24 protein-coding genes are annotated in these 24,844 nt (G+C 61.7%); 9 read left to right on the top strand and 15 right to left on the bottom strand.

Annotated elements, in window-relative coordinates:
• Positions 1-18: 18 nt before the first annotated feature.
• The 4 genes from acnD to ACK2SD_RS16240 all read right to left on the bottom strand — a co-directional run bounded on the left by acnD (position 19) and on the right by ACK2SD_RS16240 (position 5,578).
• Positions 19-2,607, bottom strand: coding sequence for a Fe/S-dependent 2-methylisocitrate dehydratase AcnD (gene acnD / locus ACK2SD_RS16225; RefSeq protein ID WP_116887930.1), 2,589 nt, complete (start codon positions 2,605-2,607; stop codon positions 19-21).
• 170 nt (positions 2,608-2,777) lie between these two features.
• Entirely contained in the window at positions 2,778-3,905 is a 1,128-nt protein-coding gene (gene prpC / locus ACK2SD_RS16230; protein ID WP_039576671.1) for a 2-methylcitrate synthase, read from the bottom strand.
• Between the two features lie 69 nt (positions 3,906-3,974).
• On the bottom strand, positions 3,975-4,865 hold the full coding sequence (gene prpB / locus ACK2SD_RS16235; RefSeq protein ID WP_412460315.1) for a methylisocitrate lyase: 891 nt from the start codon (positions 4,863-4,865) through the stop codon (positions 3,975-3,977).
• Positions 4,862-5,578: a GntR family transcriptional regulator gene (locus tag ACK2SD_RS16240; RefSeq protein WP_304484989.1), complete on the bottom strand. Its 717-nt coding sequence runs from the start codon at positions 5,576-5,578 to the stop codon at positions 4,862-4,864. Before ACK2SD_RS16240 ends, prpB begins: the two co-directional genes overlap by 4 nt.
• Before the next feature lie 276 nt (positions 5,579-5,854).
• On the opposite strand from ACK2SD_RS16240, the gene ACK2SD_RS16245 reads away from it, so the two are divergent.
• The 5 genes from ACK2SD_RS16245 to ACK2SD_RS16265 all read left to right on the top strand — a co-directional run bounded on the left by ACK2SD_RS16245 (position 5,855) and on the right by ACK2SD_RS16265 (position 11,182).
• Positions 5,855-6,391: an ATP-dependent zinc protease gene (locus ACK2SD_RS16245; RefSeq protein ID WP_029613551.1), complete on the top strand. Its 537-nt coding sequence runs from the start codon at positions 5,855-5,857 to the stop codon at positions 6,389-6,391.
• Positions 6,392-6,396: 5 nt separating this feature from the next.
• A complete protein-coding gene (locus ACK2SD_RS16250; RefSeq protein ID WP_029613550.1) occupies positions 6,397-7,932 on the top strand; it encodes an inactive transglutaminase family protein in 1,536 nt (511 codons plus the stop codon).
• The gene (locus ACK2SD_RS16255; protein ID WP_029613549.1) at positions 7,932-8,912 is read left to right on the top strand and encodes an alpha-L-glutamate ligase-like protein; all 981 of its coding nucleotides are present in this window, start codon (positions 7,932-7,934) and stop codon (positions 8,910-8,912) included. The genes ACK2SD_RS16250 and ACK2SD_RS16255 overlap by 1 nt, the downstream gene beginning before the upstream one ends.
• An 88-nt stretch (positions 8,913-9,000) precedes the next feature.
• Complete coding sequence (pabB, locus tag ACK2SD_RS16260; protein WP_412460316.1) at positions 9,001-10,344, top strand: aminodeoxychorismate synthase component I; 1,344 nt, start codon at positions 9,001-9,003, stop codon at positions 10,342-10,344.
• A 103-nt stretch (positions 10,345-10,447) separates the two neighbouring features.
• Positions 10,448-11,182 (top strand): phosphoadenylyl-sulfate reductase, encoded by a 735-nt coding sequence (locus ACK2SD_RS16265; RefSeq protein ID WP_039576658.1) that lies wholly within the window; start codon positions 10,448-10,450, stop codon positions 11,180-11,182.
• 94 nt (positions 11,183-11,276) lie between these two features.
• Here the strand turns inward: ACK2SD_RS16265 and cysB are convergent, their stop codons facing one another.
• From cysB to ACK2SD_RS16280, 3 genes are all read right to left on the bottom strand, one after another.
• Positions 11,277-12,251: an HTH-type transcriptional regulator CysB gene (gene cysB, locus ACK2SD_RS16270; RefSeq protein ID WP_029613547.1), complete on the bottom strand. Its 975-nt coding sequence runs from the start codon at positions 12,249-12,251 to the stop codon at positions 11,277-11,279.
• Between the two features lie 127 nt (positions 12,252-12,378).
• On the bottom strand, positions 12,379-12,876 hold the full coding sequence (locus ACK2SD_RS16275) for a universal stress protein (protein WP_412460317.1): 498 nt from the start codon (positions 12,874-12,876) through the stop codon (positions 12,379-12,381).
• A gap of 98 nt (positions 12,877-12,974) precedes the next feature.
• Positions 12,975-13,922: a putative 2-dehydropantoate 2-reductase gene (locus tag ACK2SD_RS16280; protein WP_412460318.1), complete on the bottom strand. Its 948-nt coding sequence runs from the start codon at positions 13,920-13,922 to the stop codon at positions 12,975-12,977.
• A gap of 241 nt (positions 13,923-14,163) precedes the next feature.
• On the opposite strand from ACK2SD_RS16280, the gene ACK2SD_RS16285 reads away from it, so the two are divergent.
• Positions 14,164-15,240, top strand: a complete 1,077-nt coding sequence (locus ACK2SD_RS16285) for a 3-deoxy-7-phosphoheptulonate synthase (RefSeq protein WP_039576648.1) — start codon at positions 14,164-14,166, stop codon at positions 15,238-15,240.
• 70 nt (positions 15,241-15,310) lie between these two features.
• Here the strand turns inward: ACK2SD_RS16285 and ACK2SD_RS16290 are convergent, their stop codons facing one another.
• Entirely contained in the window at positions 15,311-15,592 is a 282-nt protein-coding gene (locus ACK2SD_RS16290; protein ID WP_029613543.1) for a GNAT family N-acetyltransferase, read from the bottom strand.
• Between the two features lie 501 nt (positions 15,593-16,093).
• On the opposite strand from ACK2SD_RS16290, the gene oprI reads away from it, so the two are divergent.
• On the top strand, positions 16,094-16,345 hold the full coding sequence (gene oprI / locus ACK2SD_RS16295; protein ID WP_003259780.1) for an outer membrane lipoprotei OprI: 252 nt from the start codon (positions 16,094-16,096) through the stop codon (positions 16,343-16,345).
• 131 nt (positions 16,346-16,476) lie between these two features.
• Here oprI and ACK2SD_RS16300 read toward each other — a convergent pair whose 3' ends face one another.
• From ACK2SD_RS16300 to ACK2SD_RS16310, 3 genes are all read right to left on the bottom strand, one after another.
• Entirely contained in the window at positions 16,477-17,454 is a 978-nt protein-coding gene (locus ACK2SD_RS16300; protein WP_317871309.1) for a L,D-transpeptidase family protein, read from the bottom strand.
• 110 nt (positions 17,455-17,564) lie between these two features.
• On the bottom strand, positions 17,565-17,846 hold the full coding sequence (locus ACK2SD_RS16305; RefSeq protein WP_039576600.1) for a hypothetical protein: 282 nt from the start codon (positions 17,844-17,846) through the stop codon (positions 17,565-17,567).
• Between the two features lie 58 nt (positions 17,847-17,904).
• Entirely contained in the window at positions 17,905-18,510 is a 606-nt protein-coding gene (locus ACK2SD_RS16310) for an arylesterase (RefSeq protein WP_342649224.1), read from the bottom strand.
• 10 nt (positions 18,511-18,520) lie between these two features.
• On the opposite strand from ACK2SD_RS16310, the gene ACK2SD_RS16315 reads away from it, so the two are divergent.
• Together ACK2SD_RS16315 and ACK2SD_RS16320 are read left to right on the top strand one after the other, a co-directional pair.
• Entirely contained in the window at positions 18,521-19,207 is a 687-nt protein-coding gene (locus ACK2SD_RS16315) for an ABC transporter ATP-binding protein (RefSeq protein ID WP_412460319.1), read from the top strand.
• Positions 19,204-21,711, top strand: a complete 2,508-nt coding sequence (locus ACK2SD_RS16320; RefSeq protein ID WP_412460320.1) for an ABC transporter permease — start codon at positions 19,204-19,206, stop codon at positions 21,709-21,711. The genes ACK2SD_RS16315 and ACK2SD_RS16320 overlap by 4 nt, the downstream gene beginning before the upstream one ends.
• A 21-nt stretch (positions 21,712-21,732) precedes the next feature.
• On the opposite strand, the gene greB is transcribed toward ACK2SD_RS16320, so the two are convergent.
• The 4 genes from greB to ACK2SD_RS16340 all read right to left on the bottom strand — a co-directional run bounded on the left by greB (position 21,733) and on the right by ACK2SD_RS16340 (position 24,778).
• Positions 21,733-22,209 carry a transcription elongation factor GreB gene (gene greB, locus ACK2SD_RS16325; RefSeq protein WP_039576595.1) on the bottom strand — a complete coding sequence of 159 codons (477 nt, stop codon included), beginning with the start codon at positions 22,207-22,209 and terminating at the stop codon, positions 21,733-21,735.
• A 98-nt stretch (positions 22,210-22,307) separates the two neighbouring features.
• Positions 22,308-22,616 carry a hypothetical protein gene (locus tag ACK2SD_RS16330; RefSeq protein WP_116887927.1) on the bottom strand — a complete coding sequence of 103 codons (309 nt, stop codon included), beginning with the start codon at positions 22,614-22,616 and terminating at the stop codon, positions 22,308-22,310.
• 213 nt (positions 22,617-22,829) lie between these two features.
• Positions 22,830-23,264 carry a DoxX family protein gene (locus ACK2SD_RS16335; protein WP_412460321.1) on the bottom strand — a complete coding sequence of 145 codons (435 nt, stop codon included), beginning with the start codon at positions 23,262-23,264 and terminating at the stop codon, positions 22,830-22,832.
• Positions 23,265-23,350: 86 nt separating this feature from the next.
• Positions 23,351-24,778, bottom strand: a complete 1,428-nt coding sequence (locus ACK2SD_RS16340; RefSeq protein WP_412460322.1) for a transglycosylase SLT domain-containing protein — start codon at positions 24,776-24,778, stop codon at positions 23,351-23,353.
• Positions 24,779-24,844 lie beyond the last annotated feature (66 nt).

Raw genomic sequence — 24,844 nt, forward strand, 5'->3', positions numbered from 1 at the left:
CAGGGGGCTAGAGGTGGGTTAGGCCTTGCCTTCCAGGAAATCCTGGGCAAAGCGCTGCAATACGCCACCGGCTTCATAGATCGACACTTCCTCGGCGGTATCCAGTCGACAGGTGACCGGCACCTCCAAGCGCTCGCCATCGCGTCGGTTGACCACCAAGGTCAAGGTCGCGCGCGGTGTACGCGCGCCAAGCACGTCATAGGTTTCACTGCCGTCCAAGGCCAAGGTCAGGCGCGTGGTTCCAGGATGGAACTCCAACGGCAACACACCCATGCCGATCAGGTTGGTGCGGTGAATACGCTCGAAGCCCTCGGCAACGATGGCTTCGACCCCCGCCAGGCGCACGCCTTTGGCAGCCCAGTCGCGCGAGGAGCCTTGGCCATAATCGGCACCGGCCACAATGATCAGGGGCTGCTTGCGCTGCATGTAGGTCTCGATCGCTTCCCACATGCGCGTCACCTTGCCTTCCGGCTCGATGCGCGCCAGCGAACCCTGCCTCACGCTCCCGTCTTCGCTGCGCACCATTTCATTGAACAACTTCGGGTTGGCGAAGGTGGCGCGCTGAGCCGTCAGGTGATCGCCGCGGTGCGTGGCGTAGGAGTTGAAGTCCTCCTCCGGCAAGCCCATCTTGGCCAGGTACTCGCCGGCAGCGCTGTCGAGCATGATGGCGTTGGAGGGCGACAGGTGATCGGTGGTGATGTTGTCCGGCAACACCGCCAGCGGGCGCATGCCGCGCAGGCTGCGCTCACCGGCCAGGGCCCCTTCCCAGTAAGGCGGGCGACGGATGTAGGTGCTCATCGGGCGCCAGTCATACAGCGGTGCAACCTTCGGCCCGGTGTCCTCCTCGATGGTGAACATGGGGATGTACACCTGACGGAACTGCTCAGGCTTGACCGAGGCGCGCACCACGGCGTCGATCTCCTCATCGCTCGGCCACAGGTCCATCAGGCGGATCTGCTGACCGTCGACGACGCCGAGTACATCCTTCTCGATATCGAAGCGGATGGTCCCGGCAATGGCGTAGGCCACCACCAGAGGTGGCGAGGCCAGGAACGCTTGCTTGGCATAGGGATGGATGCGTCCGTCGAAATTGCGATTGCCCGATAGCACGGCAGTGGCGTACAGGTCACGGTCGATGATCTCTTGCTGGATCGCCGGATCCAGCGCGCCGGACATGCCGTTGCAGGTGGTGCAGGCGAAAGCGACGATGCCAAAGCCCAACTGTTCCAGTTCCTGCTCCAGGCCCGCCTCCTTGAGGTACAACTGGACCGCCTTGGAGCCCGGCGCCAGAGACGACTTCACCCACGGCTTGCGTGTCAGTCCGAGGCGGTTGGCGTTGCGCGCCAGCAGACCGGCGGCGATGACGTTGCGCGGATTGCTGGTGTTGGTGCAACTGGTGATGGCCGCGATGATCACCGCCCCATCGGGCATCTGCCCCGGCACGTCTTCCCACGCCCCCGCGATGCCCTTGGCTGCCAGGTCGCGTGTGGCCACGCGGGCATGCGGATTGGACGGACCGGCCATGTTGCGCACCACGCTCGACAGATCGAAGCTCAGGGTGCGCTCGTACTCGGCCTTGGCCAGGCTGTCGGCCCACAGGCCGGCGACCTTGGCGTAAGTCTCCACCAACTGCACTTGGCGATCCTCACGCCCGGTCAGACGCAGGTAGTCGAGGGTTTGCTGGTCGATGGCGAACATGGCCGCCGTGGCACCGTACTCAGGCGCCATGTTGGAGATGGTCGCGCGGTCGCCCAAGGTCAGCGCCTGAGCACCGACGCCGTGGAACTCGAGGTAGGCGCCGACCACTTTCTGCTTGCGCAGGAACTCGGTCAGCGCGAGCACCAAGTCGGTGGCGGTGATGCCTGGGTCGAGCTTGCCGGTGAGCTCAACGCCGACGATTTCCGGCAGGCGCATCCACGACGCACGCCCCAGCATCACGTTCTCGGCTTCGAGACCGCCCACACCGATCGCGATCACCCCTAGGGCATCGACATGCGGGGTATGGCTGTCGGTACCGACACAGGTATCCGGGAACGCTACGCCATGGTCGCTTTGAATGACCGGCGACATCTTCTCCAGGTTGATCTGATGCATGATGCCGTTGCCCGGCTGGATCACATCGACGTTCTTGAACGCCTGCTTGGTCCAGTTGATGAAATGGAAACGATCTTCGTTGCGCCGATCCTCGATGGCGCGGTTCTTTTCGAACGCTTGCGGATCGAAGCCGCCGCACTCCACGGCCAGCGAATGGTCGACGATCAGCTGCACCGGCACCACCGGGTTGACCTGTGCAGGATCGCCGCCCATGTCGGCGATGGCGTCGCGCAGGCCCGCCAGGTCTACCAATGCAGTCTGGCCAAGAATGTCGTGGCACACCACACGTGCCGGGTACCAGGGAAAATCGAGGTCGCGCTTGCGCTCGATCAACTGCGTCAGCGAGGCGTTCAGCGTCGCGGGGTCGCAACGGCGCACCAGGTTTTCGGCCAGTACGCGCGAGGTGTAGGGAAGACGGTCATAGGCGCCGGGCGTGATCGCCTCGACCGCCTGGCGAGCGTCGAAATAATCCAGGCCGGTGCCTGGCAGGAGTTTGCGGTATGCGCTGTTCATGTCGTTATCAGGCTCGTCACGGTGATCGGTAGCAGGAGCATTGCCGGGCATCGGAAGCCGCTGCGCGGCCCTTTCGCGACCCAAGGCCGCTTCCCACAGGTACAGCGCCGCCCCTGCGGGAGCGGTCTTGGATCGCAACAGGGCTGCAAGGCAGCCCCACGACCGGTGAGTCAGCGCCGGTCGATCGGCACGAACTGACGCTGCTCAACACCGGTGTATTCGGCACTGGGTCGAATGATGCGGTTGTTCGCCCGTTGCTCGAAGACATGCGCGGCCCAGCCGGTCAGCCGCGAACAGACGAAGATCGGTGTGAACAGCTTGGTCGGGATGCCCATGAAGTGATACGCCGAGGCATGGTAGAAATCGGCGTTGGGGAAAAGCCGCTTCTGCTCCCACATGGTCTTGTCGATGGCTTCGGAGACTGGGTAGAGCACGGTATCACCCACCTCGTCGGCGAGCTGTTTCGACCAGCCCTTGATCACCTCGTTGCGCGGATCGGACTCCTTGTAGATCGCATGGCCGAAGCCCATGATCTTGTCCTTGCGCTCAAGCATGCGCAGCAGTTCGGCGCTGGCCTCCTGCGGACTTTGGAAGCGCTCGATCAGCTCCATGGCCGCCTCGTTGGCGCCGCCATGCAGCGGTCCGCGCAGCGCGCCGATGGCCGCTGTGATGCACGAATAAAGATCGGACAATGTCGAGGCGCAAACGCGCGCAGTGAAGGTGGAGGCGTTGAACTCGTGCTCGGCGTAAAGGATCAGCGAGACGTTCATCACCTTCACGTGCAGATCGCTGGGCTTCTTGCCGTGCAACAGATAAAGGAAATGACCACCCAGGCTGTCCTCGTCGCTGCTGCAGTCGATGCGCACGCCGTGGTGACTGAAGCGATACCAGTAGCACATGACTGCCGGAAACAGCGCCAGCAGACGGTCGGTCCTGTCGCGCTGAGCATCGAAGGTCAGCTCCGGCTCCAGCGTGCCGAGCAGCGAACAGCCCGTGCGCATGACATCCATCGGGTGGGCGTCGCGCGGGATACGCTCGAGGACTTCCTTGAGCGCCTGCGGCAGGTCACGCAGCGCTTTCAGTCGGTGCTTGTAGTCGGCGAGCTCGGCCTTGCTCGGCAGCTCGCCATAAAGCAGCAAGTACGCCACTTCCTCGAACTCGGCACCTGCTGCCAGATCACGCACGTCGTAGCCACGGTAGGTCAGGCCGGCACCGGCCTGGCCGACGGTCGACAGCGCGGTCTGCCCGGCCACCTGGCCGCGCAGGCCGGCACCGCTGAGTACTTTTGCTTCGGCCATGGGATGGTTCTCCTTTCTTGAAATTGTTATGAAGTCTTGCTGGCTAATCGGGCCTGACCTGTTCGGTCATCAGCCTTTTTTCTGCGCGAACAACGCATCGAGGCTCTGCTCGAAGGCGTGGTAGCCAATGGCATCGTAAAGCTCCATACGCGTCTGCATCGTGTCCACCACCTGCTTCTGCGTGCCATCACGGCGCAGCGCGGTGTAGACGTTCTCGGCCGCCTTGTTCATGGCGCGGAATGCCGACAACGGATACAGCACCAAGGACACGTCGACGGCTGCCAACTCCTCGGTGGTGAACAGTGGCGTGGCGCCGAACTCAGTGATGTTGGCCAAGATAGGCGCCTTCACTCGGTCAGCGAAGGTCTTGTACATCTGCAGCTCGGTAATGGCCTCGGGGAAGATCATGTCGGCGCCCGCCTCGACACAGGCCGCAGCGCGGTCCAGGGCCGCGCTCAGCCCTTCGACTGCCAGCGCGTCGGTGCGCGCCATGATCACGAAGCTGTCATCGGTCCGCGCATCGACCGCCGCCTTGATACGATCGACCATCTCCTGCTGCGAGACGATTTCCTTGTTCGGTCGATGACCGCAGCGCTTGGCGCCGACCTGGTCCTCGATATGAATGGCTGCAGCTCCGAACTTGCTCATGGAGCGCACCGTGCGAGCCACGTTGAACGCCGAGGCGCCAAAGCCGGTGTCCACATCCACCAGAAGCGGCAGGTCGCAGACATCGGTGATCCGGCGGACATCGGTGAGTACGTCGTCCAACCCGGTGATGCCCAGGTCAGGCAACCCCAGGGAACCGGCGGCGACGCCCCCTCCAGACAGGTAGATGGCCTTGAATCCGGCACGTTTGGCCAGCAGCGCATGGTTGGCGTTGATGGTCCCGACCACCTGCAGCGGATGTTCGGCGGCGACCGCATCGCGGAAACGCTGGCCGGGAGTGCTCTTCACAGTCATGACTCACCTCGTGGACTAGTGTTGTCGGCGCCTTGGTAGTGACGCTCGATGTTGCGCTTGGACGCCGCGATGTGGCGACGCATCAGCAGTTCGGCCAATTCGCCGTCGCGTTCGGCGATGGCATCGAGAATGCGGTGGTGTTCGGCGAAAGCGTGGCGCGGCCGGTTGGGCGTGGCCGAGAACTGGATACGGTACATGCGCACCAGTTGATACAACTCGCCACAGAGCATCTTCACCAGGGTCTGGTTGCCGCTGCCCTGGATGATCCGATAGTGGAAGTCGAAATCGCCTTCCTGCTGGTAGTAACCCAGCCCTGCCTGGAAGGCTGCGTCGCGCTCGTGGGTATCGAGCACGCGGCGCAGCTCGTCGATCTGCTCCACGCTCATGCGCTCGGCGGCCAAGCGACAGGCCATACCTTCGAGCGACTCGCGGATTTCATAGAGTTCGACCAGCTCGGCAGGATCGAGCGAGACCACCCGCGCACCGACATGGGGGATGCGCACCAGCAGACGCTGCCCCTCCAGACGGTGGATGGCCTCGCGCAGAGGGCCACGGCTGATGCCATAGGTGCGCGCCAGCTCGGGCTCGGAGATCTTGCTGCCGGGCGCGATGTCGCCCTTAACGATGGCCGCCTGGATGCGGCGAAACACATGCTCGGACAGGGTTTCGCCATCCTCGGCAGCCGGGGCAAAGGCTGAGGGTGCTTGTAGCATTATTGTCGACACCTTTAGGGCTTACGACCCTGAATTTAGCCATAAACCGATTTATAGTCAAAGGCGAAAACCATATTGTCGACAATCTACCAGCGCAGAACTTACCGCCCAACGCTGCGGTCTGATCGCAGCGCGCTGGCGTCAAGACGTCGGCGTGATAGAATGCCGCGCTCCCGAAGGATCACGGATAGTGTGCCTGTCATCATTTCATGCTGTTGACAGATGAACGAGGCGCTCGCGCCCTGCCCCGAACTCAGACAGCACCGCGCCAGGACTATGAGACCCATTTTTTCTTCACTGTTGTTCTGCCTCGCCGCACTGCCGGCGCTCGGCCACGCGGGCGAGAAGACCGTGTACGGCCTGAACGAATACGCCCGCCTGGGCGACCTCGACCTCGAAGTGGCCGCCAAGTTGGACACCGGCGCCAAGACCGCGTCGCTCAGCGCCCGCGACATCAAGCGCTTCAAGCGCAACGGGGAGAGCTGGGTACGCTTCTACCTGGCCATCGACGCCGCCCACAAGCACCCCATCGAACGTCCCCTGGCCCGTATCAGCAAGATCAAGCGACGCGCCAGCGATTACGATCCCGATCAGGGCAAGGCCTACACCAATCGTCCGGTGATCGAACTGAACATCTGCATGGGTCAGGCCCTGCGCACCATCGAAGTCAACCTCACCGACCGCAGCGCGTTCCAGTTCCCGCTGCTCATCGGTTCCGAGGCGCTCAAGCACTTCGACGCGCTGGTCGACCCTAGCCTCAAATACGCGGCCGGCAAACCTGCCTGCGCCACCGAAGCTCCCAAAGTAGAGTAACCCCGATGCGCTCTCTGACCCTGCACCTGAAAGTCCTGATCACCATCCTGGTGTTGCTGGGCGTGACGGTCACTTGCTATCAGATCTTCGTCCTCGGCATCCCGGTGACCGAAGACGAGACGGACGATCTGTGGAACATCGACGCCAAGGTCGAGTTCGTCGCCAGTCCCAAGGACCCGGTGAAGATCCAGATGTACGTTCCGCCGCTGAACCGTGATTACGTCAGTCTCAACGAGAGCTTCATCTCCAACAACTATGGCGTCAGCGTCAACCGCGCTGACGGCAACCGCAAGGTCACCTGGTCGGCCCGTCGCGCCAGCGGTAACCAGACCCTTTACTACCGCCTGGTCCTGACCAAGCGCTACAGCACCGAAAAGGCCAAGATCAAAGGCCCGACTTTCCGCGACAGCCTGGCCGTCGAGGGTCCGGAGAAGATCGCCGCCGAAGCGCTCATGGCCCCTATTCGCCAGCATTCGGCCGACGTCGAGACCTTCGTCAGCGAGACCATCAAGCGCGTCAACAACCCCAACGACGACAACGCCAAGCTCCTGCTGGCCGGTGACAGCTCGCCTCTGAAAAAGGCCCAGGTCATCGACCTGCTGCTGTCGATCGCCCACGTGCCGATGGAAAAGGTCCATACCGTGCGCTTGGTGGCCGATACGCCGCAGAGCCCTGAACTGTGGCTGCGCAGCTTCAACGGCAATGACTGGCTGTACTTCAACCCGGAAACCGGCGAGCAAGGCCTGCCCAACGATCGCCTGCTGTGGTGGACGGGCGATGACAACCTGATCACCGTCGACGGCGGCAAGAAAGCCACTGTCACCTTCAGCATGAACAACAGCGAGATGAATGCCATCCGCCTGGCCAAGCTGACCGACGAGAACACCGACGCCGATTTCCTCGAGTACTCCCTGTACGGCTTGCCACTGCAAACCCAGCAAACCTTCATGATCATGGTGATGATCCCGATCGGCGTGCTGGTGATCCTGGTGCTGCGCAACCTGATCGGCATACAGACCCTGGGCACGTTCACCCCCGTACTGATCGCCCTGGCATTCCGCGAGACGCAACTGGGCTTCGGCATCGTACTGTTCACGGTGATCACGGCCTTGGGCCTGTCGCTGCGCTCTTATCTCGAACACCTGAAACTGCAGATGCTGCCGCGCTTGTCGGTGGTACTGACCTTCGTGGTCGTACTGATCGCCGCCATCAGCCTGTTCAGCCACAAGCTGGGCCTGGAACGCGGACTGTCGGTAGCCCTGTTCCCGATGGTGATCCTGACCATGACCATCGAACGCCTGTCGATCACTTGGGAAGAACGCGGTGGTGGCCATGCGATGAAAGTCGCCATCGGTACCTTGTTCGCCGCCTCGCTGGCGCACCTGCTGATGACCGTGCCGGAAGCGGTGTACTTCGTCTTCACCTTCCCGGCGGTGCTGTTGATTCTGGTGGGCTTCATGCTGGCGATGGGTCGCTACCGCGGCTACCGCCTGACCGAGCTCGTGCGCTTCAAGGCATTCCTGAAGAAGGCTGACGCCTGATGTTCGGACTGATCAAGACCTGGAAGGCCCTGGAAGCCCGGGGCATCATGGGCATCAACCGGCGCAACGCGGACTATGTGCTCAAGTACAACAAGCGCCATCTGTATCCGATCGTCGATGACAAGATCATCACCAAAGAGCGTGCACTGGCAGCCGGCATTCACGTGCCGGAAATGTACGGCGTCATCGAGACCGAAAAAGAGATCGACAAGCTCGACCAAATCATCGGCGGTCGCAGCGATTTCGTGATCAAACCGGCCCAAGGCGCAGGGGGTGATGGCATCTTGGTTGTCGCCGACCGCTTCGAGGATCGCTATCGCACGGTGTCGGGCAAGATCATCAGCCATGAAGAGATCGAGCATCAGATCTCCAGCATCCTCACCGGCTTGTACTCGCTGGGCGGGCATCGCGACCGCGCGTTGATCGAGTACCGGGTGACGCCGGATCAGATCTTCAAGAGCATCAGCTACGAAGGGGTACCGGACATCCGCATCATCGTGCTGATGGGGTATCCGGTGATGGCTATGCTTCGCCTGCCCACTCGGCAATCCGGCGGCAAGGCCAACCTGCACCAGGGCGCAATCGGCGTGGGTGTCGACCTGGCCACCGGCGTCACCCTTCGTGGCACCTGGCTGAACCGCATCATCAGCAAGCATCCGGACACCACCAACTCGGTGGACGGTGTGCAATTGCCGAACTGGGACGGTTTCATGAAGCTGGCGGCCAGTTGCTATGAACTGTGCGGCCTTGGCTACATCGGCGTGGACATGGTGCTGGACCAGGAGAAGGGTCCACTGATCCTCGAACTCAACGCCCGCCCGGGCTTGAATATTCAGATCGCCAACGACTGCGGCCTGACCCAACGTACCCATGCCATCGAGGCGCACATCGAGGCCTTGGCCAAGGATGGTATCAGCGAGGATGCCGAGACCCGCGTGCATGTGGCGCAAAACCTGTTCGGCCACGTCGTTCAGCAGTGAGGTACTGGCTCCAATAGGGCGGGTGCTAGGCACCCGTCCTACAGCGGCCTACAATCCCCCTCCTTGTTTTTCAGCGCCACCGATGCCGATGCCGACCTGCACCCTTCATCCCCTGCCCTACCGACCCAATCCAGGGCATTATTTCGGTCGCCTGCGTCAGGCTCCGGGCGCCATTCTGCTCGACAGCGCGCGCCCGAGTGCCGAGCGTGGGCGTTTCGACCTGTTCAGTGCCTGGCCCATTCAGCAACTGCAAGCCGCCGACGGCGAAAGCGGCCAGGCATTCCTGGATCGATTGCGCCAGGGACTGAGCGAACTGGGTGAAGCCAGACTTCCCAACGGCAGCGAGCTACCTTTTGCCGGCGGCCTGATCGGTTATCTGAGCTATGACTTCGGTCGACGGCTGGAGCGCCTGCCCGAGCTGGCCACGGACGACCTCAAACTAGCCGATGCGCAACTGGGCCTGTATGCCTGGGCGATGATCACGGACCATGCGCTGCATACCTCGCAACTGATGTTTCACCCGGCACTCCCCCACGCTGAACGTCTGCGCCTGATCGACCTGTTCGAGCAAACAGAGTCACCTTCAGTCGAAACCTTCAGGCTGCTGGCCCCCATGCAGGGCGATCTCGCACCGGAACACTACCGAGCTGCATTCGACCAAGTGCAGCGCTACATCCAAGCGGGCGATTGCTACCAGATCAACCTGACCCAGCGTTTTCGCGCACCCTGCCAAGGCGACGCGTGGCATGCCTACCAGGCACTGCGCGCCGCTTGCCCGACGCCCTTCTCGGGGTTCCAACAGCTCACCCCGAATAGCGCACTACTGAGTTTCTCGCCCGAGCGCTTCGTCCGCGTCAGCCAGCGGCAGGTCGAAACCCGGCCGATCAAAGGCACTCGCCCACGCGCCGAAGACCCTGCCGAGGACCTGCGCAACGCGCGCGAATTGCAAGCCAGCAAAAAAGACCGCTCCGAAAACCTGATGATCGTTGACCTGCTGCGCAACGACCTAGGGCGCACTTGCCAGATCGGCTCGGTGAGGGTACCGGAGCTGTTCAGCCTGGAAAGCTACCCAAATGTCCATCACCTGGTCAGCAGCATCACTGGCCGACTGGCTGACGACAAGGATGCGCTCGACCTGATCGCCGGCAGCTTCCCCGGTGGCTCCATCACCGGCGCACCAAAGATCCGCGCCATGCAGATCATCGACGAGCTGGAACCGACCCGAAGGGCGCTGTATTGCGGCTCGCTGCTGTACATCGACGTACGTGGCGAAATGGACAGCTCCATCGCCATCCGCAGCCTGCTGGTCAAAGACGGCCAAGTCAGTTGTTGGGGAGGCGGCGCGGTGGTAGCCGATTCGAACTGGGAAGCCGAATACGAAGAATCCATCGCCAAAGTCCGCGTGCTGATGCAAACCCTGCAAGGACTGTGATTGCAGTCGGACAGACGGAGATGGAAGCGTCTGCCACGCCATTTTTTGTTACCATCGCCCCACTACGAGCGCACAGCGCCATACACACGATGGAAACCGCCTGATGAGCCAAATCTTCGATGTCGCCACCCTGGCGGCGACCTACGCCAGCAAGTCCCCCCAGGATATTCTCAAGCTCGCCTTCGAGCATTTCGGTGACGACCTGTGGATCTCCTTCAGCGGTGCTGAAGATGTGGTGCTGGTGGACATGGCGTGGAAGCTGAACAAGCAGGTCAAGGTCTTCAGCCTGGACACCGGCCGTCTGCACCCGGAAACCTACCGTTTCATCGATCAGGTTCGCGAGCATTACAGCCTGCCGATCGAAATTCTCAGCCCGGATCGCGCCAAGCTCGACCCCTTCGTCAAGGACAAAGGGCTATTCAGTTTCTACAAGGACGGCCACGGCGAATGCTGCGGCATTCGAAAAATCGAACCTCTGCGCCGCAAGCTGGCGGGCGTCAGTGCCTGGGCGACCGGTCAGCGCCGCGACCAGAGCCCCGGCACTCGCAGCCAGGTGGCAGCACTGGAAATCGACTCGGCCTTCTCCACAGCCGAGCGCACCCTGTACAAGTTCAATCCCCTGGCACAGATGTCCAGCGAGGAAGTCTGGGGCTACATCCGCATGCTCGAGCTGCCCTACAACAGCCTCCACGAACGCGGCTTCATCAGCATCGGCTGCGAGCCGTGCACCCGCCCAGTGCTACCGAACCAACACGAACGCGAAGGCCGTTGGTGGTGGGAGGAATCGACCCAGAAGGAATGCGGCCTGCATGCCGGCAACCTGATCAGCAAAGGCTGAACAGCTGCAAGCTGCAAGCTGCAAGCAAAAAGAGCAGACCACACACGGCCTGCTCTTTCTTGAAGCTCAAAGCTTATAGCTTGCAGCTGCCGTTCTAGTGCACCGGCAGCTCGACGCCTTCGAACAGGGCCTCAAGCTCCTGCTTGTTGTGGCACTGGATGGCTTTGGCCATCACCTCGCGGGTCAGGTGAGGGGCGAACTTTTCGATGAAGTCGCACATGAAGCCGCGCAGGAAAGTGCCGCGACGGAAGCCAATCTTGGTGATGCTGGCTTCGAACAACTCGCTGGCGTCCAGGCAGACCAGATCGCTGTCAAGCTTCGCATCGACCGCCATCTTGGCCACGATGCCCACGCCCAGGCCCAAGCGTACGTAAGTCTTGATCACATCAGCGTCGGCCGCCGTGAACACCACCTTCGGCGTCAGACCGCGATGATTGAACGCCTCGTCCAGCTTCGAGCGACCGGTGAAACCAAACACATAAGTGACGATGGGGTACTCGGCCAGCGCCTCAAGGGTGAGCTTGGGCAGCTTGGTAAGCGGGTGCCCCTGAGGCACCACAACGCAACGATTCCACTTGTAGCAGGGCATCATGATCAGGTCGCCAAACAACTCCAGCGCTTCGGTGGCGATGGCGAAATCGACGGTGCCATCGGCTGCCATCTCGGCGATCTGCATCGGCGAGCCCTGGTGCATGTGCAAGGACACTTCAGGGTACTGCTTGATGAAATTGCTGATCACCGGTGGCAACGCATAGCGCGCCTGGGTGTGGGTGGTGGCGATCGACAGCGTGCCCTTCTTCTCGTTGGAGAACTCCTGGGCGATCTGTTTGATGCTCTCGACCTTGCGCAGAATTTCACCGGCAGTCGTGATGATGCGCTCACCGGCCGGCGTGACGCGGGTCAGGTGCTTGCCGCTGCGGGCGAAGACTTCGACCCCCAACTCATCCTCCAGAAGGCGGATCTGCTTGCTGATCCCCGGCTGGGAGGTGTAAAGACTCTGCGCAGTGGCAGAGACGTTGAGGTCATGGTGCGCCACTTCCCAGATGTAGCGCAGTTGTTGAAGCTTCATAGGTTTCCCTCGGATCAGCGGTAGGTCACCGGCTGCTGGCAGCGACGAGTTATAACTATATTAGTGGTCAGATGAAGAAATCTAGAACTATTTTGTTACGTCTGACGGAAAAGACCTACTGCCAGTTTCAGCCTTTCCTACGACCCAGGTGCTGAGCCAACGGCACCATATACACCGGTACAGGCGATAGTTGGAGCAGCCGCACCGCAGTCCTTCCAATCGGCACGTCGACCCCTGCGCCCTCGGCGTGACTGCCGAAGATCAGCAGGTCAACCGCCAGACGCTGGGCCTGCTCCAGAATGACTTGCGCCGGATCACCCTGACGCACGCGCACAGCCTTGATCACGGCCAGGTCAGCATCCTCGCCCAGCTCGTCGCGAAAGCTTTCCAGCACACGCTGCTCTATGTTGGCCATGACCGTATTCACTCCCTGGGAGTGCAACCGCTCGAGCGTCTGCTCATCGAGGTAGCTCTGCAGGAGCGACTCGGCGAACTGGCCCATCGGCTCGACAGCATGGATCACATACAACTGCGCCTCGAACGTGCGTGCCAGAGCCAGAGCATGCTGCAGGACGAAAGGCGCGTAGACGCCAAGATCGGTGGCGTACAGCATGGAGCGGATCATACGGCCTCCTCGACTGCCTCGGCGGGCAGAGCACGCTTGAGCTTAGCAGCGCCTGCGCGGCAGCGTCTGGCCGTCGCGGGCCGAGTTGCGCCAGTCGCTCAGTCGGCGCGGTTACGTCGGTCGATGAACGTCAGCGCCTGGTACAGGGATTCGATCCTTGGTAAATGACAACCGGCCTGCCGCGCACGGGCCAGTGGCTCGGCATAGATCGCCTGCAGTTCCAGCGGTCTGCGATGAACATGATCGTGGTACATGCTTGGCCAGTAATCGGGCATCTGATCGGTCACGCGCAACAGGTGCTCGACATAGCCCTGAGGTAAAACCTGTCCACAGGCCTGAGCCCCGATGACCACTTCGTGCATCAGCGCGCGCACCAGCTCACGGCTGTCTGGATCGCTCATCAGTGCTTTGGTGCTGGCTTGCAACAGTACTGAGAGTCCGTTGTAAGGCACATTCCACACCAGTTTCTGCCAGCGCGCCTGGCCAACGTCGTCCATCGGCTGCGAATCAACCCCTGCGGCGCGGAACAGCTCAGCGCCTTCAGCAGCGATTACGCCAGCATCAACGTCATCCGGGCCGCTGTGGTAGCCCAGGTTGATCGCACCCAGCGCTTGATGGCGAATGACCCCGGGCGCCTGGCGATTCACGCAGATGAAGCACAGCCCGCCGAGCAGATGCATGTCGTCGCGCAGCGCAGGGCGCAATTGCTCCTCGACGCCCAGTCCGTTCTGCAGCAATACGACACGGGCACCGGGTGCTGCGGCCTGGACGAGCAGCGGCGCCAGCTCGGCGTTACTGGTGGCCTTGGCGCCGACCAGCAGCCAGTCACAGGGCGGCATGTCGCCAGCCGAAGCGTAGGCCTGCACCTTCATGTGCAGTGCTCCATGGAGGGCGCTATCGATACTCAGCCCATCCTTTTGCACCACCGCGTAGTCGCTACGCAACAGAAAGTGCACATCGAAACCAGCGCGGGCCAGCATCAATCCATAGAAGCCACCGATTGCACCACTACCGATGATGCCGATGCGTGTAGTGCGGGAAACCATGCTGCCCTCCTGTCCAGGCGAAGTCTGCTCGACCGCATGCCTGCAGGCAGCGACCGCCATTTGATCGCGCCACTATACCTAGCGTCTCCGTCGGCAGGGTTAATCCTCCTGGACAGGGCCATGACCATTGTCGCGCCCGACGTAACGCGCTAAGGTTCGGCTCCCCCCGCTGCGAACAATCTGCTGCTGGGCCGCACGGGGTTTGCTGGCGGCCGGCACCCGTGACCTGACGAGTAACACGATGGCTGATTTACCGATCGATGACCTCAACGTTGCCTCCAACGAAACCCTGATCACCCCCGATCAGCTGAAGAAAGAAATCCCGCTCAGCGCCAAGGCCCTGCAGACCGTGACGGCTGGCCGCGAAGTGGTACGCGACATCCTCGACGGCAAGGATCACCGCCTGTTCGTCGTGATCGGCCCGTGCTCCATCCACGACATCAAGGCTGCCCACGAGTATGCCGAGCGCCTCAAAGTGCTGGCCGAAGAAGTGTCCGACACGCTCTATCTGGTCATGCGCGTGTACTTTGAGAAACCTCGTACCACGGTTGGCTGGAAAGGTCTGATCAACGACCCGTACCTGGATGACTCATTCAAGATCCAGGACGGTCTGCACATCGGTCGTAAGCTACTGCTGGACCTGGCCGAGATGGGCCTGCCCACCGCCACCGAAGCCTTGGACCCGATCTCACCCCAGTACCTGCAGGACTTGATCAGTTGGTCGGCCATCGGCGCGCGCACCACTGAATCCCAGACCCACCGTGAAATGGCCTCGGGACTGTCGTCGGCGGTTGGCTTCAAGAACGGGACGGACGGCGGCCTCACCGTTGCGATCAATGCCCTGCAGTCGGTCTCCAAGCCGCACCGCTTCCTGGGCATCAACCAGGAAGGTGGCGTCTCCATCGTCACCACCAAAGGCAACGCGTATGGCCACGTGGTACTGCGCGGCGGCAATGGCAAGCCCAACTACGACTCGGTCAGTGTGGCGCTGTGCGAGCAGGATCTGGCCAAAGCCAAGATCAAGCCCAATATCATGGTCGACTGCAGCCATGCCAACTCCAACAAAGACCCTGCTTTGCAGCCTCTGGTCATGGACAACGTGGCCAACCAGATCCTCGAGGGCAACCAGTCGATCATCGGCCTGATGGTGGAAAGCCATTTGAACTGGGGCTGTCAGGCGATTCCGAAAAACCTGGAAGATCTCCAGTACGGCGTCTCCGTGACCGATGCTTGTATCGATTGGGCCGCGACCGAGAAAAGCCTGCGCAGCATGCACGCCAAACTCAAGGACGTACTGCCAAAACGTCAGCGTGGCTGATGCATCGCAGTGACGGAACACCTACGAAAACGCCGGGCAATTGCCCGGCGTTTTCGTAGGTGTAAGCCGATCAGGCCTTGCTGGAATGCCGCTGCTGACGCTCCATGTAGCGTTCGACATAGGAACATGAGGGAATCACGGTGTATCCCATCTGCTCGGCATACTCCAGCGCTTTCTCCGTCAACGCGGCAGCGATGCCACGTCCGCGCAGCGCGTTTGGAACGAAGGTGCGATAAATATCGAGCGTCTGCTTGCCCAGATCCATGTAGGTGAGATAAGCACGATGACCGTCCACGTTGGTCTCGAACTGATGACCGACTTGGTCATGGTGGATGGTCAGCGCTTCACTCATCACTACTCCTCGCAGGCCTTATGGCAGACCTTGGCCTTGAACGATGATTTATCCGGCGGAGCGCGCTCGACGCCACCCAATGCCACTTCGACCACTACGCATTGGCAATCGTTCGCGGTCGCTGATGCGGTAGATAGTAGGCGGACAAGGCGCCGTTGCTCAAGCCGTGCAGACTAACAATGGCGCGCAGAAGGATCGCCTGACAGGCATCGATCAATACCAAACTGCCAGCCGGATGCTCTAGTACCTGAGACGCTGCATGACCGTGCAAGTCACCCTTAGTTCAACGAAAAGTTTCTTGGGGCAGCGCTGAGAGGCGGATGGATCAGCAGCGTCAACTTCATCGCAAGGCTTGCCATACGGGGCTTCTGGCAACATTTTTTTTACGCTTCTTGCGTTCAGTCAGTTTACTTACTACAAGTAATGGGTAGTATGTACGCCGGCCAGTTTCTCTTTTCCGAGAGATGGCTATTTAATAGAAAGTCCTTGAAGGGGAACACGATGAACAACGTTCTGAAATTCTCTGCTCTGGCTCTGGCCGCAGTTCTGGCTACCGGTTGCAGCAGCGTATCCAAAGAAACCGAAGCTCGTCTGACTGCGACCGAAGACGCAGCTGCTCGCGCTCAAGCCCGTGCTGACGAAGCCTATCGTAAGGCTGACGACGCTCTGGCCGCCGCTCAGAAGGCTCAGCAGACCGCTGACGAAGCCAACGAGCGCGCTCTGCGTATGCTGGACAAAGCCAGCCGCAAGTAATAGTCCTCACGGATTATTGAGAAGCCGACCCATTCGTGGGTCGGCTTTTTTATGCGCGTCCATCCGCCGACACAGAAGCTCAGGATGAAGAAAGCCCGCCATGAGGCGGGCCTGGCTAGACATCGCTACGGCTACTGAATCTCGGGCGGAATTTCGGACACCATCGAGGTACCACCCTGGCCAGTGCCGGGTACAGCGATCTCGACAGGGATACCATCTTCGGCGGCGACCACGTCGCGCACCATGTCCCAGTTCATGCGCAGATTGTTGGCGAGATCTTCGCGCTTGAGCAATGCATTGATGACAGCCGTGTGCTTGTCCACGACCGAAGGATTGCCCTGCTCGTCCAAGGGCGTATGCGCCTCCAGGTACACCTTACCGCCGCTCACGCCGAACTTGTAGGGTTCGTTGATGATGCGCACCGGCGTGCCCACAGGGACCATCTCCGAGAGCGAGACCACATTGTTGTTGAGCATGCGGAAGCAGCCATGACTGGTGCGCATACCGATGCCGAACTTCTTGTTCGACCCATGAATCAGATAGCCCGGCAGGCCCAGGGTGAATTTGAAGGGCCCCAGTGGGTTGTCGGGGCCGGCCGGCACTACGGCGGGCAAGATATCCCCGTCAGCGGCGTGCTCGGCACGGATGGAGGCTGGCGGGGTCCAGGTAGGGTTGGGCGTCTTGGCGGTAATCTTGGTATTGGCCACTGGCGAGCCCCAGCCCTCACGACCGATACCCAGCGGGAAGGTGTACACCACATTCTGCCCTTTAGGGTAGTAATAAAGGCGGTACTCGGCCAGATTGATGACGATCCCCTCGCGCGGCCCCGGTGGCAAGATATAGCGCGTCGGCAGGATGATCTCTGTACCGGCACCCGGCAGCCAGGGATCGACACCGGGGTTGGCCGCGATCATTTCCAGGTAGCCCAGGTCGTTGGCGGTGCCGATGTCGGCGAAGGTATCCTCGTACTTGGCCTTGATCGTGCGCACCTGGCCGACGACATCTTCTCCGGGCGGTGGCAGTGGCAGCTCCAGCGCGACGGCGGGACCGGCCATCAGCAGGGCAGCCAGGGACAGGCAACGGGTGACGGCGGTAAAGCGCGGCAGCATCCGGTAAATCCTTCGACAGAGGGTTCAAGAGGTTCGATTGTACACTCGGCTGTTGCCGAGGGGGAGGCATCGGCCGGGTACGCAAGAATGACAAATGATGAAAGGCGTGCTCAGAGCTCGGGCCACACCGGCCGGGTGCCCCGCCGCTGGGCATCGAGGATTGCGCGGCACAAAGGGCAAAGGCGCTCATCGCGATAGACCGTACGCTGCACCGAAGACCAGCGCGGCTGCGCTGGCAGCAATCCGCCACACAAGGTGCGGTCGGCTGGAGCACCCAGTTCGAGTTGACGCGCGGCGAGATGAACACGCACCTCCTGACACGCGAACAGATCCAATTGCTCGTCGGGCTCGATCAGTTGATAGGCGTACAGGGACCAGGCGGGGCGGGGCATCGGGGGCACTCGAAACGGGGGGCGCAACATTAGCCGAAAGCGTTCCGCGTTGAAAGCGTCAGAGCATGGGTTTTATCGTCGGCCATGCATTGTCCAGCAGGCGCTGCTGGGCGCCTTCGGCCGGATGGATACCGTCGGCCTGCATCAACGTCGGGACGCCACCGACGCCCTCGAGGAAAAACGGCACCAAGGGCACCTTCTTGTCGCTAGCCAACTGCTCATAGACCTGAGCGAATGCAGAGGTATAGCGAACACCATAATTGGGTGGCAGACGCATGCCCAGCAATACCACCTTGGCACCCGCGGCCCGCGAGCGATCGATCATTGATGCAAGATTTTGTTGCAATTGCTGCGGCGGCTGTCCCCGCAGCCCATCGTTACCGCCCAACTCGAGCACCACCAGATCCGGCTTGTGCGCCGCAAGCAGCGCCGGTAGCCGCGCCTGCCCCCCGGCACTGGTGTCACCACTGATCGACGCGTTGACCACTTGATCAGCGAATCCCTCGTCATGCAGGCGCTGCTGCAGCAGCGTGACCCAGCCCTGGCGGGTATCCAGGCCAAAACCTGCGCTGATACTATCGCCGACAATCAGCACCGTCCCCGCCGTCGCGCCTTGAGCCAGACCGCACAGGGCCAGACCGGCGCTCAACCACCACATTCGCATTGGATTCTCCATGAGCCCCAGCATTCTCGTTGCGCAGAACCTTAGCAAAGTGGTCTCGAGCGCGGAAGGCGACCTTACCATCCTCCACCCCCTGTCACTGGATCTCAGCCAAGGGGACAGCCTGGCGATCGTTGGCGCGTCCGGCTCCGGCAAGTCGACCCTGCTCGGACTGCTCGCCGGTCTTGATCGGCCCAGCGGGGGCAATGTACTGCTGGCCGGCCACGACCTCGGCGCACTGGACGAGGACCAGTGCGCCCAGGTGCGCGCTGAGCATGTCGGCTTCGTGTTCCAGTCATTTCAGCTTCTGGACAGCCTCAACGCCCTGGAAAACGTGATGCTACCCCTGGAGCTCGACGGTCGCCGCGACGCACGGGAACAAGCGCGCGCCCTGCTCGATCGGGTCGGCCTGGGCCATCGAATGAGTCACACACCTCGGCAACTGTCCGGCGGCGAACAACAACGGGTGGCGATTGCACGGGCTTTTGCTGCACATCCGGCGGTACTGTTCGCTGACGAGCCCACCGGAAACCTCGATAGCCAGACCGGCGAGCGCATCAGTGATCTGCTGTTCGAGCTGAACCGCGAGCGTGGTACCACCCTGGTCCTGGTGACCCATGACGAGCGCCTGGCCAAGCGGTGCCGCCGCCTGATCCACCTCGAGGCCGGTCGCCTCGTCGTGCCGCAGGCGCCTCAATGACCCGCCTGTCGGTCAAGCACTTGTGCACGCTGGCCCTGCGCCAACTGCTGCGCGATGCGCGCGCGAGCGAAGTGCGAGTGCTGTTCTTGGCGGTGCTGGTGGCAGTAGCAGCCAGCACCGCCATCGCTTACTTCGGCGCTCGCCTCAACAGCGCCATGCAACTGCGGGCCAGCGAATTCCTCGCAGCCGACCTGGTGCTGCAAGGCTCCTCCCCCATCCGAATCGAGCAACTCGACGCGGGTACATCACGCGGTCTTCAGCACGCCCGCGTGGTTGAGTTCAGCAGTGTGGTGGCCGCCGACGCAGGCATCCAGCTCTCCAGCATCAAGGCTGTCGACTCGGCCTACCCCTTGCGCGGCGAGCTGCGCAGCGCAGCCACGCCCTACGGCAGCGAAAGCCCAGGAGGTAGCCCTGCGCCGGGTGAGGCGTGGGTAGAAGCGCGCCTGTTGACGGCGCTCGGGCTGTCACTCGGCGATAGCATCGACGTGGGCATGAAACCCCTGCGCATGACCCGTGTGCTCACGTACGAGCCGGATCGTGCCGGCAATTTCTACAGCCTTACCCCGCGCGTGCTGATGAACATGGCCGATCTGGAGGCCACTGGAGTGATCCAACCGGGCAGCCGGGTTACCTATCGCGACCTGTGGCGCGGCGAGCCCCAAGTGCTGGAAAGCTATCGCCAGGCAATCGAGCAGCAGTTAGCCGCCAACCAGCGATTGCTCGATACCCGTGATGGCAATCGTCAGATCGGTGGCGCTCTTGGTCGCGCCGAGCGTTACTTGAACATGGCCAGCCTGGTGGCGGTGTTGTTGGCCGGCGTGGCAGTGGCGCTGTCAGCCAGCCGCTACGCCGCTCGCCGTCTCGATGCCAGCGCCCTGCTTCGCTGCCTGGGCTTGTCACGCCACCAGGCACTGGGCCTTTTTTCACTGCAGTTGACCGTGTTGGGCCTGGTCGCATCGCTGAGCGGTGCATGGGTAGGCTGGCTGGCACAACTTGGGCTGTTCGCGTTGCTGCAAGGGCTACTGCCCAGTGCGGTCCCTTCCGGCAATCTTGCGCCGGCGCTGGCCGGCATCGGCACCGGACTGGTCGCGCTGGCCGGCTTCGCTCTGCCACCTTTGGCCGCGCTGGGACGGGTCCCGCCTCTGCGCGTCCTTCGCCGCGACCTGCTACCCACCCCGCCCAGCAGTTGGCTGGTGTACGGCGCCGCACTGTTTGCTCTGGGGCTGATCATGTGGCGGCTGAGCCTCGACCTGATCCTGACATTCGCCCTGCTCGGCGGCGGGATCGTGGCCGCAGCCCTGCTCGCCGGCCTTTTGCTGCTGGCCCTGCGCAGCCTGAGGCGAATGCTGTCCGCCGCCCCGCTTGCCTGGCGACTGGGCCTGGGTCAACTGCTGCGTCACCCGCTGGCCGCCGCCGGACAGGCACTCGCCTTCGGCCTGATACTGCTGGCCATGGCGCTGATCGCACTGCTGCGCGCGGAGCTCCTCGACAACTGGCAGGCCCAGTTGCCCGAAGACGCGCCCAATCACTTCGCCCTCAACATTCTGCCGGACGACCGCGAGCCGTTTACTCAGCGGTTACGCGAACTCAACGCCACATCCGCCCCGTTGTATCCCGTCATGCCAGGCCGGCTCACGCAGATCAACGGGCAATCGGTCCAGCAACGGGTGAGCAAGGACTCTGCTGGGGAGCGGGCCGTACAGCGTGATCTGAGCTTGACTTGGGCCGCCAATCTGCCCCAGGGCAATGCCATAGTCGACGGCACTTGGTGGCAATCATCACCCCCCGATAACAGGCCTCCCGGCGTGTCGGTCGAAGCCGATCTGGCTGCCAGCCTGGGCCTGGAACTTAACGACCTGTTGACCTTCGATATCGGGGGCGAGCAGCGTCAGGCACAGGTCACCAGCCTGCGGACCGTACATTGGGACAGCTTCCAGCCCAATTTCTACATGATCTTCCAGCCGGGTACGCTGCAAGGACTGCCAGCCACCTACCTGACCAGCTTCTACCTCGCGCCAGGCCACGATGCTGAAGTGGTCGCACTGTCACGCGCCTTCCCGGCCGTGACCCTGCTGCAGGTCGATGCACTGCTGGGGCAACTGCGCAGCATCCTGGCCCAGGTCACCCTGGCTGTAGAGTACGTTCTGCTGTTCGTATTGGCGGCGGGTGTGACGGTACTGCTCGCTGGATTACAGGCCACTCTGGACGAGCGCATTCGCCAAGGCGCCCTGCTGCGCGCACTCGGCGCCGGACGCGCCCTGCTGGTCAGGGCCCGGCGCATCGAGTTCGGCCTGCTCGGCGCGGCCAGCGGTGTATTGGCAGCACTGGGCTGCGAGTTGATCAGTTGGGGGCTGTACCGCTACGCCTTCAATCTGCAATGGGCACCGCATCCGTGGCTGCTGGCGCTGCCACTGATCGGCGCACTGCTGGTGGGCGCCGCCGGCGTCTTCGGCACCCGGCGTGCGCTCAATGCATCACCCTTGAGCGTGTTGCGAGACACCTGACCACCATCCGCCATGGCGTGCTCAGGTCGCGCCATAGTGGATGCGATTGATGTACCAGGTCGCATCACCGGTTGGGGTATGCACTCGGACCTCGTCGCCCTCCTCCTTTTTAAGCAAAGCACGGGCCATGGGCGAATCAATGGAAATATAGTCGTTGCGGCCATGGATCTCGTCGTAGCCGACGATACGAAACGCCAGGGTCTGCCCCTCGTCATTCTCGATCTCGACCCAGGCGCCAAAGAACACGCGCCCCTCCTGTTGTGGCGAATAACTCACCACCTTGACGTCCTCGAGACGTTTGCGCAGATAGCGGACCCGACGATCGATCTCGCGCAGCAGCTTCTTGTTGTACTGATAATCAGCGTTCTCGCTGCGATCGCCCAAAGACGCCGCCCACGTCACCTTCTGCGTGATCTCCGGACGGTAGACGCGCCACAAATGATCCAGCTCCTTCTTGAGCGCCTCATGGCCTTCGATGGTGATGATATTGGTGCTCAAACCGCTCGCTCTCCTCACGACTACCTGCGCAGGCGACATCGGCCTGGCGGGGCTGGGAGCTTAACGAAAAAACACAGCGCACGACATCTGCCAGAGAATCAGCCGCGCGTAATCAATCCCTGGCGAGCAATGCGGGTAAGGTGACCGATGATTTCGCCAGCGTGTTCGCCCGTCGGTGCCTGGATGACTGCCAGATCGAAGCGGTCACTGGCGTACCGGGCAAGGTCGCAAGCGTTTTCGGCGAACTGGATGAGGAAGGCGCGGGCTTGACCCTTGCGGCGGGAAAATCCATCGAGATTGCGCAGCAGTGTGGGTTGGTGCTGACCACCTAAAAGGATGCGAGGCGTGCGTGCGGCCTGATCGGCTGGCAGTGGAGTCAAGCAGACGCTGGTACGTGGGCAACTCATGGAGTATCTCTCCGCCTCGCAGATCCCGCTGGGCAGCGGTGGGAGGCGTCACCGAACCAGCGCTTTAGCGGTATTTCGGATGGCCTTGCAGACCTTTCCTGCGCCCCGCAAGTAGCTGTTTAAATCGGCGCAAGCGTTATCCTAGAGCGTCTGATGGCAAGCTGCAAGTGGCTGCTCACTTGCAGTTTGCCGTCAACGGGTTGCAGGCTTATGTCAGCGGGCTATCAGGCGATCCAACGACACCCGACCGGCGCCTTCTAAGAGAATGGCGAGGGTGCCGGCCATCAACGCAAGCGCGAACTCATAGCCATTGTTGGCCATAAACAAGCCGTTGCTAATGTGCACAGTGAAAATTGCCACCACCAACGTTGCACTCAGCACCAGCGCCGCGGGACGCGCCAGCAGCCCGAGCAGTACAGCCAGTCCGCCAAAGAACTCGGCACTGCCGGAAAGCACGGCCATCAGATAGCCAGGTGCCAGTCCAATGCTCTCCATCCACTGGCCGGTCCCCTCGAGGCCGTAGCCGCCGAACCAACCGAAGAGCTTTTGTGCGCCGTGCGCCATGAATATGAAACCAATCAGAACACGCAACAAGCTGACGCCAAAACCGGCGCGGGTGGAAAGGAGGGCTTTGATGGTAGGGCTCATCTTGCAGTTTCCTTGAACGGATGTGGGGAATGAGCGCCATATTAATCGATTTTAAAGATACGAAAACCGCAAATAACCGAACCAACCTATCGATTAATTAGAACTTGTTGCCGCCCTATCCCCTGTTCAAGCCCTGATCGCTCACGGTTGAATGCCAGGAAGTACTTGTTGACGCTGTTGACGAAGTTGACTGTTCCCATCCCCACTTGCTCCATCGCGATTCGCTCAGTCTGAAAGAACCACTGATTGGCGTTCAGCCCGCGCCGACGCGCCTGCGCCCGCATGGCCTGAACCCGCTCGGGACCAAGGTTATAAGCCGCGAGTACAAAGGCCATGCGCTCACGCTCATTGAGTTGGGGGCTGGAAAAGAACTTGCGACGAATCATGGCCAGATAGCGCGCGCTAGCCTGAACATTGCCATCGACCGTCGAGGTATCGCTCACGCCCACTCGCTGAGCCGCAGAGGGAGTGATTTGCATCAGGCCGTGAGCCCCACCCACGCCACGCGCCTTGGGGTCAAGGCTCGACTCCTTGAAGGCCAGGGCGGCCAGATTGAGCCAATCGATCTGTTGCTCGGCCGCATGCTTCTGCAATACCGCACGCACTGATGCCAAGCGCCGGCGATCTTGCCGAGCCAGTGGATCATGGACGCGGTACTGACGTCGATAAATTCGCTCAAACGCGGCATCCTGGTTATCTGGGGCACGATAGCTCGCCAGAAAGCGGTCGATGCTGCTGAGCAACTGCGTGGCATCCTTGCGCACATACCAACGCATGGCCTGTGGCTGGCCAAGGTGCAAGCGCGTGTCCAGCCGCAGTTTGGACATCACACGCGCCCAACGTTGGGCAATGGGACGCTCTACCACGGTCAGGTGATAGATGCCGGCCTGAACCATTTCCAGCACATCCTCCACCGCCAGGGTCGGGTCTACCCACTCGATCCTCACCGGCGCACGCTTGCGCAGCGCCAGTTGCTGATTGATCTGCTCGATCACCGGTCCCGCCGCACTGGCCGTGGTCAACGCAATCGTACGTCCAGACAACTGTTCGATCCGACTGAAAGACCGATCACCTTTGCGCCCGACCAGCACGAGTGCTACCTGATCGACCACGGGTGCACTCACGCCCACTTCATGCACCAGCGCCGCATCGAGCAACTCACCAGGCGCTGCCAAATCGCCTTCGCCGCGACGCAATGCGCCAATGAGCTGCTCCTTGGCTCTGGGAACGACCTTGAAGGTTATTCGCTGACCTTCATCCATCCGTGCGTTGAGTGCATGCTCCAGTGCTCGCAAGCGGTAGTACTCGACGCCGACCGGCTCACCCTTGACCTCACCTGAGCTGTTACGGCTCTGATTGACCAGCACCCTCAGCACCTTGCTGGCGCGGATCTGCGGTAGATCACGGACCTGAGAAGCTGGCGCGTGCTGCACCGGGCCGGTTTCACGCGCGAAGGCAGGCACCACGTTGATCAGGCCGAGCAACAGCAGAGTCGTCAGCAACAATCGCAGCATGGGAAGTGCATCCGGGAACCGTCAAGAGATGATGGCAAAAGACCACCAATCTTGTGCGAAGTTCTT

The organism is Pseudomonas sp. SC11 (genome assembly GCF_047039205.1).
GTDB lineage: Bacteria > Pseudomonadota > Gammaproteobacteria > Pseudomonadales > Pseudomonadaceae > Aquipseudomonas > Aquipseudomonas boreofloridensis.

Bases quoted from the DNA above. Each gene is read 5' to 3' on its own strand.
- pabB (WP_412460316.1), top strand. From the start codon at position 9,001: ATGCCGACCTGCACCCTTCATCCCCTGCCCTACCGACCCAATCCAGGG.
- prpB (WP_412460315.1), bottom strand. From the start codon at position 4,865: ATGACTGTGAAGAGCACTCCCGGCCAGCGTTTCCGCGATGCGGTCGCC.
- ACK2SD_RS16245 (WP_029613551.1), top strand. From the start codon at position 5,855: ATGAGACCCATTTTTTCTTCACTGTTGTTCTGCCTCGCCGCACTGCCG.
- ACK2SD_RS16275 (WP_412460317.1), bottom strand. From the start codon at position 12,876: ATGATCCGCTCCATGCTGTACGCCACCGATCTTGGCGTCTACGCGCCT.
- ACK2SD_RS16250 (WP_029613550.1), top strand. From the start codon at position 6,397: ATGCGCTCTCTGACCCTGCACCTGAAAGTCCTGATCACCATCCTGGTG.
- ACK2SD_RS16330 (WP_116887927.1), bottom strand. From the start codon at position 22,616: ATGAGTTGCCCACGTACCAGCGTCTGCTTGACTCCACTGCCAGCCGAT.
- ACK2SD_RS16340 (WP_412460322.1), bottom strand. From the start codon at position 24,778: ATGCTGCGATTGTTGCTGACGACTCTGCTGTTGCTCGGCCTGATCAAC.
- ACK2SD_RS16335 (WP_412460321.1), bottom strand. From the start codon at position 23,264: ATGAGCCCTACCATCAAAGCCCTCCTTTCCACCCGCGCCGGTTTTGGC.
- acnD (WP_116887930.1), bottom strand. From the start codon at position 2,607: ATGAACAGCGCATACCGCAAACTCCTGCCAGGCACCGGCCTGGATTAT.
- ACK2SD_RS16305 (WP_039576600.1), bottom strand. From the start codon at position 17,846: ATGCCCCGCCCCGCCTGGTCCCTGTACGCCTATCAACTGATCGAGCCC.
- ACK2SD_RS16310 (WP_342649224.1), bottom strand. From the start codon at position 18,510: ATGCGAATGTGGTGGTTGAGCGCCGGTCTGGCCCTGTGCGGTCTGGCT.
- ACK2SD_RS16280 (WP_412460318.1), bottom strand. From the start codon at position 13,922: ATGGTTTCCCGCACTACACGCATCGGCATCATCGGTAGTGGTGCAATC.
- ACK2SD_RS16255 (WP_029613549.1), top strand. From the start codon at position 7,932: ATGTTCGGACTGATCAAGACCTGGAAGGCCCTGGAAGCCCGGGGCATC.
- ACK2SD_RS16290 (WP_029613543.1), bottom strand. From the start codon at position 15,592: ATGAGTGAAGCGCTGACCATCCACCATGACCAAGTCGGTCATCAGTTC.
- oprI (WP_003259780.1), top strand. From the start codon at position 16,094: ATGAACAACGTTCTGAAATTCTCTGCTCTGGCTCTGGCCGCAGTTCTG.
- ACK2SD_RS16300 (WP_317871309.1), bottom strand. From the start codon at position 17,454: ATGCTGCCGCGCTTTACCGCCGTCACCCGTTGCCTGTCCCTGGCTGCC.
- ACK2SD_RS16240 (WP_304484989.1), bottom strand. From the start codon at position 5,578: ATGCTACAAGCACCCTCAGCCTTTGCCCCGGCTGCCGAGGATGGCGAA.
- cysB (WP_029613547.1), bottom strand. From the start codon at position 12,251: ATGAAGCTTCAACAACTGCGCTACATCTGGGAAGTGGCGCACCATGAC.
- ACK2SD_RS16285 (WP_039576648.1), top strand. From the start codon at position 14,164: ATGGCTGATTTACCGATCGATGACCTCAACGTTGCCTCCAACGAAACC.
- ACK2SD_RS16320 (WP_412460320.1), top strand. From the start codon at position 19,204: ATGACCCGCCTGTCGGTCAAGCACTTGTGCACGCTGGCCCTGCGCCAA.
- ACK2SD_RS16315 (WP_412460319.1), top strand. From the start codon at position 18,521: ATGAGCCCCAGCATTCTCGTTGCGCAGAACCTTAGCAAAGTGGTCTCG.
- ACK2SD_RS16265 (WP_039576658.1), top strand. From the start codon at position 10,448: ATGAGCCAAATCTTCGATGTCGCCACCCTGGCGGCGACCTACGCCAGC.
- prpC (WP_039576671.1), bottom strand. From the start codon at position 3,905: ATGGCCGAAGCAAAAGTACTCAGCGGTGCCGGCCTGCGCGGCCAGGTG.